Annotated in this window: 10 protein-coding genes and 2 pseudogenes; 3 read left to right on the top strand and 9 right to left on the bottom strand. The window is 50.6% G+C overall.

The features are described 5' to 3' along the window. Positions 1-288: 288 nt before the first annotated feature. Positions 289-1,050, bottom strand: coding sequence for an SIMPL domain-containing protein (locus PVOR_RS02915; RefSeq protein WP_006207574.1), 762 nt, complete (start codon positions 1,048-1,050; stop codon positions 289-291). 323 nt (positions 1,051-1,373) lie between these two features. Here PVOR_RS02915 and PVOR_RS02910 point away from each other — a divergent pair. Together PVOR_RS02910 and PVOR_RS02905 are read left to right on the top strand one after the other, a co-directional pair. Beyond that, positions 1,374-2,763, top strand: a pseudogene (locus PVOR_RS02910) (amino acid ABC transporter substrate-binding protein/permease). Next, positions 2,756-3,484 carry an amino acid ABC transporter ATP-binding protein gene (locus PVOR_RS02905; protein ID WP_006207573.1) on the top strand — a complete coding sequence of 243 codons (729 nt, stop codon included), beginning with the start codon at positions 2,756-2,758 and terminating at the stop codon, positions 3,482-3,484. The pseudogene PVOR_RS02910 and the gene PVOR_RS02905 overlap by 8 nt, the downstream one beginning before the upstream one ends. Positions 3,485-4,513: 1,029 nt before the next feature. On the opposite strand, the gene PVOR_RS02900 is transcribed toward PVOR_RS02905, so the two are convergent. From PVOR_RS02900 to PVOR_RS02865, 8 genes and pseudogenes are all read right to left on the bottom strand, one after another. Next, complete coding sequence (locus tag PVOR_RS02900) at positions 4,514-5,590, bottom strand: HAMP domain-containing sensor histidine kinase (RefSeq protein WP_006207572.1); 1,077 nt, start codon at positions 5,588-5,590, stop codon at positions 4,514-4,516. Next, on the bottom strand, positions 5,590-6,270 hold the full coding sequence (locus tag PVOR_RS02895) for a response regulator transcription factor (protein ID WP_006207571.1): 681 nt from the start codon (positions 6,268-6,270) through the stop codon (positions 5,590-5,592). The genes PVOR_RS02900 and PVOR_RS02895 overlap by 1 nt, the downstream gene beginning before the upstream one ends. Before the next feature lie 36 nt (positions 6,271-6,306). Continuing rightward, a pseudogene (locus PVOR_RS02890) lies at positions 6,307-8,060 on the bottom strand (ABC transporter ATP-binding protein). Positions 8,061-8,353: 293 nt separating this feature from the next. Next, positions 8,354-8,623 carry an HPr family phosphocarrier protein gene (locus PVOR_RS02885; RefSeq protein ID WP_006207570.1) on the bottom strand — a complete coding sequence of 90 codons (270 nt, stop codon included), beginning with the start codon at positions 8,621-8,623 and terminating at the stop codon, positions 8,354-8,356. Between the two features lie 102 nt (positions 8,624-8,725). Beyond that, the gene (gene whiA, locus PVOR_RS02880; RefSeq protein ID WP_006207569.1) at positions 8,726-9,655 is read right to left on the bottom strand and encodes a DNA-binding protein WhiA; all 930 of its coding nucleotides are present in this window, start codon (positions 9,653-9,655) and stop codon (positions 8,726-8,728) included. 5 nt (positions 9,656-9,660) lie between these two features. Continuing rightward, positions 9,661-10,602 (bottom strand): gluconeogenesis factor YvcK family protein, encoded by a 942-nt coding sequence (locus PVOR_RS02875; RefSeq protein ID WP_152825128.1) that lies wholly within the window; start codon positions 10,600-10,602, stop codon positions 9,661-9,663. A gap of 57 nt (positions 10,603-10,659) precedes the next feature. Beyond that, the gene (gene rapZ, locus PVOR_RS02870) at positions 10,660-11,568 is read right to left on the bottom strand and encodes an RNase adapter RapZ (protein WP_006207567.1); all 909 of its coding nucleotides are present in this window, start codon (positions 11,566-11,568) and stop codon (positions 10,660-10,662) included. 52 nt (positions 11,569-11,620) lie between these two features. After that, complete coding sequence (locus PVOR_RS02865; protein WP_006207566.1) at positions 11,621-12,571, bottom strand: ROK family glucokinase; 951 nt, start codon at positions 12,569-12,571, stop codon at positions 11,621-11,623. Between the two features lie 312 nt (positions 12,572-12,883). Between PVOR_RS02865 and PVOR_RS02860 the strand changes: the two genes are divergently transcribed. Next, positions 12,884-13,807 carry an ABC transporter ATP-binding protein gene (locus PVOR_RS02860; RefSeq protein ID WP_006207565.1) on the top strand — a complete coding sequence of 308 codons (924 nt, stop codon included), beginning with the start codon at positions 12,884-12,886 and terminating at the stop codon, positions 13,805-13,807. The last annotated feature ends 1 nt before the right edge of the window (position 13,808 follow it).

Raw genomic sequence — 13,808 nt, 5'->3', positions numbered from 1 at the left:
TTTCTTAGGGGAAGCTCTAGAAGTCTCTACTAAGAGAAAAAAGCCATATCCATGGGTATGGCTTTACGCTTTAGAACAAAGTTCAGTTTTTCGCATATTCACTATACCTCGTTTTCCCCCTATACACAACACTTTTCTGTGTATTTCGACAGGGGAAGGTACGGATATGGCACCGTATTATGGTATTTCAGTTTTCAGAGTGAATACATCAGATAAATCAAAGAAAACCGCTCACCCGGTAATGACCCGGATGAACGGTTCTCTGCACGCTTAGTGAAAAGACATTGACTATTTCAGCTCATATTGAACATACAGCTGTGTCGAGATTTTGATCTCGCCCGGCTTCACGGATGTGCTGGCGCCTGCGTCCGCTGCATTGGATTGAGCCGCCATCTCCATTTTTTCGAGGCCATAGATGTTATTTACGCCAACGGAGCCTTCCACAATGTTAAGCACGACACCCAGTTGACGCTTGGAGGCTTTCGCCATAGCTTGAGCCTTAAGGTCTGCATTTGCCATGGCTTTATCAATCACCTGCGCTTCGAATGCATCGCGGTTCTCAACAGAGAAACGGGCGTTGCCAATGGAGTTCGCCCCCGCATCAGCGGATGCATCCAGCAGGTCTCCAACTTTGCTCAAATCGCGAAGGGTAACTTCCAGGGAATGGTACGCTGTGTAGTTTTTCACTTTACGGCCATTCTCATCGGAATACGTATAGTTGGGCTGTACGTAGAATTGTTCGGTTTTAATATCCTTGTCATCGATTTTCCATGTTTCCTTCAACAGCTTGGTCACTTTATCCATTTTCAGCGCGTTGCTCTTCTGTGCGGATTTTGCGGTTTCCGCATACGATTCAGCCCCGATGGAAAGATATACGATATCTGGCTTCACCGAGATTTCGCCTTTACCGAGTACGGTGAGAAGATTTTGCTGTGCTGCCTCCGCCGCATGCACCTCGGTTGCCCCGCTCAATCCTGCCAAAGCCGTACTGCCTGTCAACAGTGCGCCTGCAATCATAATGGAACCCACTTGTTTGACCCATCTTTTCATTATTGTCAGCCTCCTTCAATATTGGCATCGCTGCCATGCTTGACTTACCCTTCTAACGTGGCGGGATTGGTAAATGTTGCATCCGATGTGAACGGTTTAGCGATTTTTCCTCAATTTATTTTTCGGGACCCATGTGATGGTATTTCTAGGCATGATTGGTTCATTGGGAAAATAAGATACCGAATGAAGCAGGAAGCAGCTGTTAACAAGGAAGCAACAATGGGTAACTAACTTACGACGGTGTTTAAAAAGAGGAGGTCACTATGAAATCATCCAGGGTGTTATACGCGTTCATGTCACTGCTGCTTCTTATGGCAGTTGGCATGCCATATGGGACGGCAAGCGCTGCGGCAGAGCCTGCCTCCGGCAAAACCTATCAGATCGGAACGGACGTTACGTTTGCTCCGTTTGAATTCCAGGATGCCAGCGGCAATTTTGTCGGTATCGATATGGATCTGCTCGATGCTATCGCCAAAGATCAAAACTTCAAATACGAAATCAAGCCGCTCGGCTTCAATGCTGCGGTTCAAGCGCTGGAAGCCAATCAGGTAGACGGCGTTATCGCGGGCATGAGCATCACGGATGAGCGAAAGCAGAAGTTTGACTTCTCGGATCCTTATTTTAACTCGGGCGTGGTCATGGCTATTCGTCAGGATCAGGAGTCCATCAAGGGATATAAGGATTTAAAAGGGAAAAAGGTCGCGGTCAAAACCGGTACGGAAGGATACAGCTTCGCGGAATCCATATCCTCCAAATACGGTTTTACCATTGTGCCTTTTGACGATTCGGCTCAAATGTATGACGACGTCAAAACCGGCAATTCCGTTGCCTGCTTTGACGACTTTCCGGTATTGGCCTATGGCGTTAAACAGAACAACGGGCTAAAAATCGTTACGGATATGGAGCCCGGTGCATCCTATGGATTTGCCGTGAGCAAGGGGAAGAATCAGGAGCTGCTGGAGAAATTCAACGCCGGCTTGGTCAATCTGCAGGCAAACGGAGAATATAATCGCATCAAGGAAAAATATATTGGCGAAAACGCTGTAGGACCGGTGGATCAAAGCCGCTGGGGACTGATCGTGGAGTCGCTGCCTTCCTTGTTGAAGGGCCTCGGCAATACACTGCTGCTGACATTTGCGTCCCTGTTTTTTGCATTTTTCCTAGGCTTGATATTCGGTTTCATGAAGGTCGGACGTAATAAGTGGCTTCGAGGTCTTGCCACCGTATTCGTGGACATCTTCCGCGGAATCCCCTTGCTTGTCCTTGCCTTCTTCATCTACTTTGGTATTCCTCAAGCATTCGGTTTTACCATGTCGCCTATCGTGGCAGCCGTTCTAACCCTAAGCCTTAATGCTGGAGCCTATGTAACGGAGATCATCCGCGGCGGCATCCAGTCCATCGACCGCGGGCAGATGGAAGCAGCCCGTTCGCTACGGTTTGCCATACCGCAAGGCTATGATGAAAATCATTATTCCGCAGGCAATCAAAATCATGATTCCGACCTTTATCAACCAATTGGTGATCACGCTCAAGGATACATCCATCCTGTCGGTTATCGGCCTGGTCGAGCTGACCCAGTCCGGGAAGATCATTATTGCAAGAACTTTTGCATCGTTTGACATCTGGCTGGTCGTTGCGATCATGTACTTGATCGTCATCACGATTTTGACCAAAATTTCGGATCGTCTGGAAAGGAAGGTACGTCATGGATAAGATTCGCGTTGAAGGATTGAAGAAGAATTTTGGTACCAATGAGGTACTGAAGGGCATCGACATGCAGGTTCAGGAAGGCGAGGTTGTCTGTGTCATCGGACCTTCCGGTTCCGGCAAGAGCACGTTCCTGCGCTGCATTAACCGGCTGGATGACATTACAGCAGGCAGGGTGTTCGTGCATGACCGGGATATCAATGACCCTAAAACGAACATCAACAAGGCGCGGGAGAACATCGGCATGGTGTTCCAGCATTTTAATCTGTTCCCGCATTTTAACGTGCTGAAGAACATTACCTTTGCCCCGGTGGAGCTGGGTAAACAGAACTCGGTCGAAGCGCGTGCCACAGCACTCAAGCTGCTGGAGCAGGTCGGCCTCTCGGATAAAGCCGAGGCGTTCCCGAGCCAGCTATCAGGCGGTCAGAAGCAGCGCGTAGCGATCGCCCGGGCGCTGGCGATGAACCCGGACATCATGCTGTTTGACGAGCCGACATCGGCGCTGGACCCGGAGATGGTCGGCGAAGTGCTCGGCGTCATGAAGGATCTGGCACGCGAGGGCATGACGATGATAATTGTCACGCATGAGATGGGCTTCGCACGCGAGGTGGCCGATCGCGTGATCTTCATGGACGGCGGTTATATCGTCGAGGAAGGCCCGCCGGAAGAGGTGTTCGGCAGACCGAAGCATGAGCGTACGATCAGCTTTTTGGAGAAGGTGTTGTAATGATGGGGCAGGGGCTGTAAGCACAGGCTAGGGGCGTATGCACAGGCTAGGGGCGTATGCACAAGGGCTTGGGGCGTATGCACAGGCTAGGGGCGTATGCACAAGGGCTAGGGGCGTATGCACAAGGCTAGGTGCGTAAGCACAAGGGCTGGTGGCGTAAGCGCAAGGGCTGGGGGCGTATGCACAAGGGCTGGGGGCGTATGCACAAGGCTAGGTGCGTAAGCACAAGGGCTGGGGCTGGGGGCTTACACATACGGCCAACTTATCTTTAGAATCGCTGTTACCGTGCGGTTACTTCCCCATTGCAAGTAACCTTATGACCATGCAGCCTTCATTGTGCAGCTGCCCATCATCGAACTACCAGAAATAGCATCTAATGATGACATCTGGATAAAATTTGGTACTCTAAAGCATGGGCAATCAAGGCATTACTGCAACCCGAAAAACTAACGGACCCAGCGGACCTTATTGGCGGAAAAACGGGGTTTTTAGGAAACTAAGGGACCCAGGATCCTTTATTCCCCAAAAAGGCTTCATTTTCCTGATAAATTCCTATGATAACGTCTCTGGAGTCCGTTAATTCTAAATATGGAGCTGAATTCGACCAATAAGATCATTAGGGTCCGTTAGCATGGGATACACAGGATGTATTGCATCATTTGCAATTATTACTTGCACCACTGTGCTACTTACAATAATTTCCCGACTTACTTCACTTGCACAACTTAGTTATTCGCAACATTACATCGCTGCCCAAATCATCATCACTTACACTTACACCACTTACATCACGTTAGTGTGCGTGATGATGAAGTGGGCAATATGTAAGTGATGAAAGTGATACCAGCACCACTTACCTCCACGTACATTACCTTATGCCACTCTCACCCTCCTACAATTGCACAGTGCTCTCACTGCTATCACCAGCTTTGGTGTTACTTGTACCTCTTTACTATTCTTGCAACATATTCAACCCTTCATATCCAATCTTCATTTCCAATCCTCATTCCCAATCTTCACGCACGACCACTACTTTGTATCCAAAGATCGCTTATAAGGCACCTTCACGGTAAATGTAGATCCCTTCCCAAGCTCGGATTGAACAGCGATCCGCCCTTGATGAATATCGACGATCCGCTTCACGATCGATAATCCCAGACCGCTGCCGCCAGCAGCGCGATTACGCGATTTGTCCGCTTTGTAGAAGCGTTCGAAGATGTGCAGCTGATCGGACTCCGTCATCCCGACCCCCGTGTCCGTTATTGTGACCTCGGCTTCGTCTTGATCTGCCTTCAGCACAATCGTGATTATGCCATCTTCCGGCGTGAATTTGATGCTGTTGTGCAGCAAATTGGTCCACACCTGATTCAGCAGATCCTCCGTCGCCTCGATCTGGACCTCGGCGAGGTCCAGATCCACCTGAATCCGCTTTGCCAGCCATTGCGGTTCGTTGGCCAACACCACTTCACGCAGTTGGCCGTCAAGACGGTAACGTGCCCTTTGGAATGCGGGCTGATCGCCCTCCAATGACGACAGCTTCAGCAGATTGTCGCTCAGCTGCGACAAGCGGCGGCTCTCCCCTTCGATGATCTCCAGGTAACGTGCCCTCTTTTCCTCTGTAAGGCGGGGATTGCGAAGCGCTCGGGCAAACCCCCGAATCGAGGTGAGCGGGGATTGGATTTCGTGGGATACATTGGAGATGAAATCCTGACGCATACTTTCCATTCGCCCCAGCTCCCCCGCCATATCGTTAATGCTGCTGGCAATCATCTTAAACTCCCCGCGCCACTTCTGATCGTCCATCTTCACGTTGAAATCCCCTTGAGATATCCGGCGCATGGCATCTGTGATGGCAGTCAGCATGGCAATCTGCCTGTGCTTGAAGAACATGCCCACGATCAGCATGCACAGAAAGAAAATGATAACACCCACAAACAGGTCGAGCAGATGGACAACATAATCCCACTTCGGGGTTCCCGTCCAGTTATATACGAACCTTGTTACATAGGTTGCTGCCGTCCATGATGCACCCAGGACCGCGAAGATCGAAATGGTCTGAAGGATTTCCCGCACGATTTTCCACAAAATTTTGAGGATTTTTTTCATCAGCCCTCACCTACCTCCAGGCGATAGCCAAGGCCGCGCACCGTACGAATCCTGAACCGGTACTTCTCCTCCGGGAACCGCTCCCGCAGCCGGTTCACGTGTACGTCCAGCGTCCGTTCGTTCCCCTCAAAATCATAGCCCCATATATCCTCAATCAGCCGGTCCCGTGTCAACGTGCTCCCCGGATAGCTTCCCAGCTTGAAGAGCAGCTCGAACTCCTTCAGCGGCAGGGCGAAGATGTCATCAGCCGTCTTGACTTCATAGGTTCTGCGATTCATCTGCAGCTTCCCGACGTTCACCGTCTGGGAAGCCGCGACCTGATACCGCTTCAGCAGCGCTTTGACGCGCACAACCAGCTCGGCTGGTTCGAAAGGCTTCACCAGGTAATCGTCGGTCCCCAGCTCAAAGCCCTTCACGATCTGCCTCGTTTCCCCCTTTGCCGTCAGCATCAGCACCGGGATTCCCGTATTCCTCCGAATCTCCCGGCATAACTCCCATCCATCCATATTCGGCATCATGATGTCCATCACGACCAGATCGACTGATGCCTGATCCATCACGGACAGGGCTTCGACCCCGTCCGAGGCTTCGAGTATCTCCTCCATCCCCGCTTCCTCCAAAAACACCTTCACGAGTTCGCGGATGTTCGGATCATCGTCCACTACCAATATTTTTGCCATGGTCATCCCTTCTTCCCCAGCATGTTCAAGCTGCCATCAAGCCTCCATCGTTTCATTCATCTGCAGCTGCTGCACCGCGAATCCTCTATACATCGCATGCTGCTCGATCAATTCATCATGCGTTCCCCGTCCGGTTACCGTTCCCTTCTCAATGAAAATGATCTGGTCGGCTCCCACCACCGTGGATAACCGGTGCGCAATAATAATCGTGGTCCGTCCAGCCATGAGGTTCTTGAGTGCCTTCTGCACTTCAATCTCCGATCGGCTATCCAGACTGGAGGTCGCTTCATCCAGCATCAGAATCTTGGGATTTCGCAGCAGTGCTCTGGCAATCGCAATCCGCTGCCGCTGCCCGCCGGAGAGCTTCACGCCCCGTTCGCCCACATCCGTATCAAAGCCGTTTGGCAGCTCATCAATGAATCCGTCCGCATACGCCATCTCGGCTGCTCTTCTAATCTCGGTCATGCTCACTTCCCGGTCCATCCCATAACATAGGTTTTCGCGAATGCTTCCGGCGATCATCGGGCTTTCCTGTGAAACATACCCGATCAACCCGCGCCAGGAACGTAAGGAGAAGGTATCAATGGATGCCTTGCCTAAACGGATCTGACCCTTCTGCGGAAGGTAGAAACGCTCCAGCATGGAGAACAGTGTCGTTTTGCCCCCGCCGCTCGGACCGACCACGGCCGTGACCGTACCCGGCTCCATCTGAAAGCTGACATCGCGCAATACCGGCTCCTCCGGTTTGTAACCAAACGAGAGATTCTCGATGGACACCCGCTGATTCGCGTTCACGACCTCAGCACCGGCTGAGATGAGTTCTTCCTCTGCATCCAGTGTTTCCAATAATCGCTCTGTTGCTCCCTTGGCCTTCTGAAACTGGGTAAAAAACGTCGTTAACTGCGTCATGGGCATCACAATCTGGATCAGATACAGAATGAATGCAACCAGCTCGCCCGCCGTGAGTGCTCCTGTTGACACCTGAAGCCCGCCATATCCAATAACAACCACCAGCAGCATCATCAGCACAAAGGACATCAGCGGTGCGATCCAGGCCGACACAACGCCTTCCTTAATACCGAAGTTGAGCAGGTTGGTAATGCCTTTATTTCCGTTCTCAAACTCTTTATCCTCCGCGTTAGAGGCTTTAACCAAGCGAATCTCCGACAAAACCTGGCTAATATTCGCCGTAAACGCAGCCGTCTCGTCTTGCATGCCAAGCGAGATTTTATACATCTTCTTCCCAAGCGGCACCAGAATCAGCGCAGCGATCGGTATGACGATAAACATCGTCAGTGTCATTTTCCAGTTAAGATATAACAACACGCCTATCGAACCGACTATCGAGATGATCCCGCTGAAGAATCCCGCCACGTGATCCGATATGAGACTTTTGATCACACCTGTATCATTCGTCATTCGACTGACCGATTCCCCCGAACGATTATGATCAAAGTACCGGATCGGCAGCACAAGCAGCTTCTTCCACACAGCCTTTCCCTAAGGGAAGCCACCATCTTCTGTCCCGTATAACTTAGCAGGAAAATCGAAACCCCGGCTGCAATCGTCTGCACGATAAACGCGACCCCAAGGCCGATGATATGCGTGCTGTTCATATCCGTTAAGGAGAAGCCGTCCACCAAGCTCTTGGTAAACATCGGAATGACAAGTCCAACCAGCGTCGAGACCACATTAAGAAGGATAGCCCCAATCAGCAGCAGCATGGGTGGTTTGGTTTCTTTTAATAGTCGAAAAAACGCTTGGGAACCTGCTTTCCTGCTCCCGGTCATCTCTTTCTGCGGTATTGTCTGAGTCGAAGCATTGTCCGTCACACTCATCATGTTCTCTTCCCTTCCCCATATCCCTTTATATTGTCTATAAGGCAAGAATAAAACAACAAGTTAAACGGAAGTTAAACGGACAGCTTTCTTTGATCTAGACAACAAAAAAAGGCGGATTCCCCCGCCCCTTCTCTTAATCTATTCTTATGTACTATGAATCCCACGAGACTCTAACATGAACTAGATAGTAAAAAAAGCCTTGCATTGACAAGACTTTTCTTATACTTGAATCACGGATGCAATTATTGATTCTCGAGTTCCTCTTTGCTCACCAAGTTCACGAGAGACGTAACCGCTTGCTCAGCGTCAGCTCCCTCAGCACTAATGTAAACTTCGGTACCTGAGCTGATCGCAAGGCTCATAATTCCCATGATACTTTTGGCATTTACTTTTTTATCATCTTTTTCAACAAAAATTTCGGATGAGTATTTATTCGCTTCCTGAACGAACAGCGCGGCCGGTCTGGCGTGAAGACCCGTCTTTAACCGAACGACTACCGGGTGCTTTGTCATGAAAATTACCCCCTATCTAATAAATCTGCTGCATTGAAAGCGCGATTGACATTTTATAATATTATACCATTTTACCATACAGGACACTAGAAGAAAAAAATCTTATGCATTCCGAATCTTTTCGGCCATTTCATCGATTTTGCGCAGACGGTGATTTACCCCTGATTTGCTGACGGTTCCTTTGAGAAGCTCTCCGACTTCCTTCAGATTCATATCCGGGTGAGCCAGCCTGATTTCGGCCACTTCCCGCAGTTTATCAGGCAAGTTTTCAAGGCCCAATTCCCTTTGGAGCAGCTTGATGTTCTCAATCTGACGAACGGCAGCACCAATCGTTTTGTTCAGGTTGGCGGTCTCGCAGTTGACAATCCGGTTGACGGAGTTGCGCATATCCCGCATAATCCGGACATCCTCGAACTTGAACAGCGCCTGATGGGCACCGATCAGATTCAGAAATTCGATGATTTTCTCGCCTTCCTTAATGTAGAAGATAAAGCCTTTCTTCCGTTCGATGCAGCGTGCATTCAGATGAAACTCATTAGCCAGATCCACCAGGGACTGACAATGCTCTTCATACATCGAGGCAATTTCCAGATGGTACGAAGATCCCTCCGGATTGTTCACGGACCCGCCTGCCATAAAGGCACCACGAAGATATGCCCGCTTACAACAGTTTTTATGAACGATCTGCTCATCAATGCGGGACTGAAACAGAAAGCCTTCGGATACAATGCGCAGTTCTTTGAGGATCTCCTGAACCTGGGCGGGAATACGAACGATATATACGTTATTCTTCTTCAAACGCATTTTTTTACGCACCAAAAGTTCAGTATGCGCCTGGAAATGCTTCTTAATTAAGGAATAAATACGTCTTGCAATCGCGGCATTTTCCGTTGAAATATCCAGGATTACCTTTTTGTTCGAAAGCTGAACAGAACCGTTCATCCGAATGAGCGCGGACAGCTCGGCATTTTCACAGCAGTTCTGGCTTTCGACCATCGTCAGTTCTTTCTTCGTCTGTGCCGCAAAGGACAAGGTACTCACCCCTTTCGTGTAGTCCAATCCTGCACCAGCTGAAAAATATGGTTGCTCAGCTTGTCAGCATCATGCCTTAAGTATGTTCTAAATAGCACAAGCTTATCTGCAATGAGTTTATATCCTCGGCTGGTCACCTCGTCACGATCCAGTACCACCGGCTTTGCACCCTTCTGGGCATACTTATCCTGAACCTGAGGCGGGATTTCTCCATCATTTACAATAACATAATCGAACAGATGAAGACCAATATGGTCATAAACGGCCTGCAAGTGGTCGCTCACCGTATAATTATCCGTCTCTCCCGGCTGCGTCATCACATTGCACACAAACATTTTGATGGCTTCGGACGATACAATGGCTTCTGCAAGCTTGGGAACAAGCAAATTGGGCAAAATACTGGTATACAGACTTCCCGGGCCGATCAGAATGGCATCGGCCTGTTGAATCGCCTCCAATGCCTCCGGCAGCGGCTCGACATGCTCAGGCTCCAGGGATATCCGCTTAATGCGACCCCCGGCCTCCGGGATTTTGGATTCACCCGTCACAATGGTGCCATCCTCCATCTCCGCATGCAGAATCACGGCTTCACCCGCTGCGGGGAGCACCTGTCCACGAACAACAAAAACCCGGCTCATCTCCTTGACTGCCGTGACAAAATCTCCGTGCAAATCCGTCATGGCAGCCAGGATTAGATTGCCGAGGCTGTGCCCGGCCAGTCCCGAGCCTGTTTTGAAACGGTATTTCAATATATCTGACAACAGCGGCTCCACGTCAGCGAGTGCTGTAAGTACGTTACGGATATCTCCCGGAGGCGGCATCTGTAACTCGCTGCGCAGTATGCCGGAGCTTCCTCCATCATCAGCGACTGTTACGATGGCCGTAATATCGAGCGGCTTCTCCTTGAGTCCCCGAAGCATGACGGACAGCCCGGTTCCTCCACCCATCACAACAATGCGGGGGCGCTTTCTAGCTTGCACAGCCACATTTATCACTTCCCTTAATTAATGCCGATCCCGATCAGAATCGCGGTGGCTCACCGATACCGTCTCCGTTTCGCTGACCCCGAGCATTTTGCCAAGGTATTCAGCAATTGCCACGGAACGATGCTTCCCACCGGTACAGCCAATGCCGATAATAACCTGACTCTTGCCTTCCTTCCGATACTGAGGGATCAAGAAATGCAGCATATCCAGCAGTTTGGTCAGAAAAGCTTGCGTCTCCGGCCACTTCATTACATATTCATACACATCACTGTTTTGACCTGTGTTTGGCCGCAATTGCTCAACATAATGGGGATTGGGCAGAAAACGAACATCAAACACCAGATCGGCATCGATCGGAATGCCATATTTGAATCCAAAGGATGTGATATTAACCGATAGCGTGCTGCTCTCCAGATGCGTAAAGCGTGAAATAATCTTCTCCTTCAAGCGGACAGGCTTCATGTTGCTGGTATCAATCACCTGGGTAGCTGAGTTCTTCAGCTCATCCAGCATTTTGCGCTCCAACCGGATACCGTCAAGCGGCATGCCTTCCGGAGCGAGCGGATGGCGACGGCGACTCTCCTTGTAGCGCTGAACGAGCACGGAATCCGTGGCATCCAGGAACAGAATTTCACAATGAATGGTGAAATGATCCTTAATGTAGTTCAGAGACTCCGATAAAGCGGTGAAAAACTCGCGGCCACGCAGGTCGATGACCAATGCAACCTTGCCGATCTTACCCTTCGATTGATCGATCAGCTCCGCGAATTTAGGAATGAGCACCGGGGGCAGGTTATCAACGCAAAAGAATCCAAGATCCTCCAGACTTTGTACGGCCAAGGTCTTACCTGCTCCCGACATCCCCGTGATGATGATCAGGGTGGCCATGGATGATGTGTTGCTGCCGCGGTTGGCTGCTTCCAGCATCAGCTTTCCCTCCCTTATGAGTTTAAATCAGACGATGTATGGTGAATGAATACTACGAACGTAAATGCAGACCGGCAGCTCCAACAACACCGGCATCGTTGCCAAGTTCAGCGGGAACGATGCGCACGCCGCGCTGCAGCGGTTCCGGTGTCAGCTTCGCGAATACCGTGCGAACCTCATTGAACAGAATGTCGCCGGCATTGGATACGCCGCCGCCAATAATAAAGGCTTCCGGGTTCAATACGGCGGCAACAGCAGCCATCGATTTGCCCAGGTAGTATGCTGCGCGGTTTACGATGCGAATGGCAACTTCATCGCCCGCTTTTGCAGCATCAAACACTTCCTTCGCTGCAATGTTCTCAACATGCGCAAGGGAAGTGCGGTCACCGCGCTCGACAGCATCCTTCGCCATACGGATGATACCCGTTGCCGAAGAAACCGTCTCCAGACAGCCCATTTCGCCGCATCCGCATTGAATCGCTTCCAAATCCGGCACCACCGAGATGTGACCAAGCTCGCCAGCCATGCCGCCGAAGCCTTGATAAATCTTGCCGTTTACAATTATGCCGCCGCCCACGCCGGTTCCAAGCGTGTAGCATACGCAGTTCTCAACGCCGCGACCTGCACCGCTCCAGGCTTCGCCCAGTGCAGCCACGTTGGCGTCGTTATCTATTTTGACAGGCTTGCCGAGACGCTCTTCAAGCAGTGCGCGAATCGGTACATCTTTAAATCCTACATTCGGTGCCAGAATGATAATGCCTTCACGTATATTCGTAAAGCCGGCGAATCCAGCTCCAACACCAGCAAGTTTATCCCAGCTGTATGGCGATTCCTCTACGATGTGACGCACATATTTCTCAATGTTGTCAATAACCGTGTCAACGCCTTTGGCTGTTTCCGTCGGTCCCTCATACTTCTGCAGAAGATGCCCTTCTTCATTGCATATTCCAACTTTAATCGCTGTACCGCCTAGATCGACACCGACGTAGATGTTCTCAGACATGTTTCAAGCCACCTTTTTCCTTCTATATTATAGATTGCTCCTACTGTACCCACTATAATTGAAGGCACTGCTCCGGTCAAGAGAAGACCAAGGGATGGAAAACCGGAAGTAAGCCTTTATCCACGCATATGTAAGCGGATACAAACCTCCTCCAAATCGCCCTCATTTGTTCATAATACCACTTCCTCTCACCTTAGGTCGAAACCAACATGACAAAAGTCACTTCGAAGTGATGACATCCTGTACTAACGGGTGTTTCTTCTCTTTCGTATGATGAATTCAGATCATTTCGATACGAGAGGGTGCGATACCATGCCAGAATTCATCGGTGAGCCAGTTGCAGAACTGCGGAAGGTTACCAAGATGTTCGGAAGCAAAAAAGCCGTCAACCAAGTGTCATTTGCTATAGAAAAAGGATCCGTCACCGCGATTCTCGGGCCCAACGGAGCAGGGAAATCTACCGCTATTTCCATGATGCTCGGACTGAAAGACGCGAGCGAAGGTGAAGTTCTCCTGTTCGGCCGAAGCCCGAAGGACCTCAAGGTTCGAGAGAGGCTCGGCGCCATGCTCCAGGAGGTCAGCGTCATGGACGGACTCCGCACGCGTGAGATCATTAATCTCATTCGCGGCTATTATCCCAATCCGCTGTCGCTGCAAGACATCGCCTTACTTAGCGGGCTCACATCCGAGGAGCTTAACAAATGGGCCGTCAAAATGTCCGGCGGCCAGAAGCGCAAGCTCAGCTTTGCGCTGGCCATTGCTGGCAATCCCGAGCTGCTATTCTTCGATGAGCCTACCGTCGGGCTGGATACATCGGCACGCCGGTTATTCTGGCAGACGGTGCGCAAGCTCGCGAGCCAGGGCAAGACCATTCTGTTCACCACCCATTATCTGCAAGAGGCAGACGATATGGCTGACCGGATTCTGCTGTTCCATCAAGGTCAGGTAGTTGCAGACGGTACGCCGGCAGCCATCAAATCCAAGCTGACCCGCCGCTCGGTATCCTTTATCGTGGATGCGGATCACCGGCAGGTCAAGGAACTGCTTCATGAGGTGCCGGGTGTAACGGATGTATATGAGCAAGACGGCAGGCTGCACGCCGTCACCGACGATACGGACACAGCGCTTGCGGCTCTGTTCCGCACGGGGCTTGCCGTGCGCGATATGCGCATCGATCAGGGAAGCCTGGACGAAGCCTTCGACCAATTAACGACGAGTCAAGAGGAGGCCGTATAAA

This window comes from Paenibacillus vortex V453, from assembly GCF_000193415.1.
GTDB lineage: Bacteria > Bacillota > Bacilli > Paenibacillales > Paenibacillaceae > Paenibacillus_AQ > Paenibacillus_AQ glucanolyticus.
The sequence above is the reverse complement of the archived record's forward strand: the minus strand, read 5'-3'. Positions and strand labels throughout refer to the sequence as shown.

What these genes read in the sequence shown, in the direction of transcription:
- PVOR_RS02860 (WP_006207565.1), top strand. Translation starts at nt 12,884, where the DNA reads ATGCCAGAATTCATCGGTGAGCCAGTTGCAGAACTGCGGAAGGTTACC.
- PVOR_RS02900 (WP_006207572.1), bottom strand. Translation starts at nt 5,590, where the DNA reads ATGAAAAAAATCCTCAAAATTTTGTGGAAAATCGTGCGGGAAATCCTT.
- PVOR_RS02885 (WP_006207570.1), bottom strand. Translation starts at nt 8,623, where the DNA reads ATGACAAAGCACCCGGTAGTCGTTCGGTTAAAGACGGGTCTTCACGCC.
- rapZ (WP_006207567.1), bottom strand. Translation starts at nt 11,568, where the DNA reads ATGCTGGAAGCAGCCAACCGCGGCAGCAACACATCATCCATGGCCACC.
- PVOR_RS02905 (WP_006207573.1), top strand. Translation starts at nt 2,756, where the DNA reads ATGGATAAGATTCGCGTTGAAGGATTGAAGAAGAATTTTGGTACCAAT.
- PVOR_RS02915 (WP_006207574.1), bottom strand. Translation starts at nt 1,050, where the DNA reads ATGAAAAGATGGGTCAAACAAGTGGGTTCCATTATGATTGCAGGCGCA.
- PVOR_RS02865 (WP_006207566.1), bottom strand. Translation starts at nt 12,571, where the DNA reads ATGTCTGAGAACATCTACGTCGGTGTCGATCTAGGCGGTACAGCGATT.
- PVOR_RS02895 (WP_006207571.1), bottom strand. Translation starts at nt 6,270, where the DNA reads ATGGCAAAAATATTGGTAGTGGACGATGATCCGAACATCCGCGAACTC.
- PVOR_RS02875 (WP_152825128.1), bottom strand. Translation starts at nt 10,602, where the DNA reads ATGGGTGGAGGAACCGGGCTGTCCGTCATGCTTCGGGGACTCAAGGAG.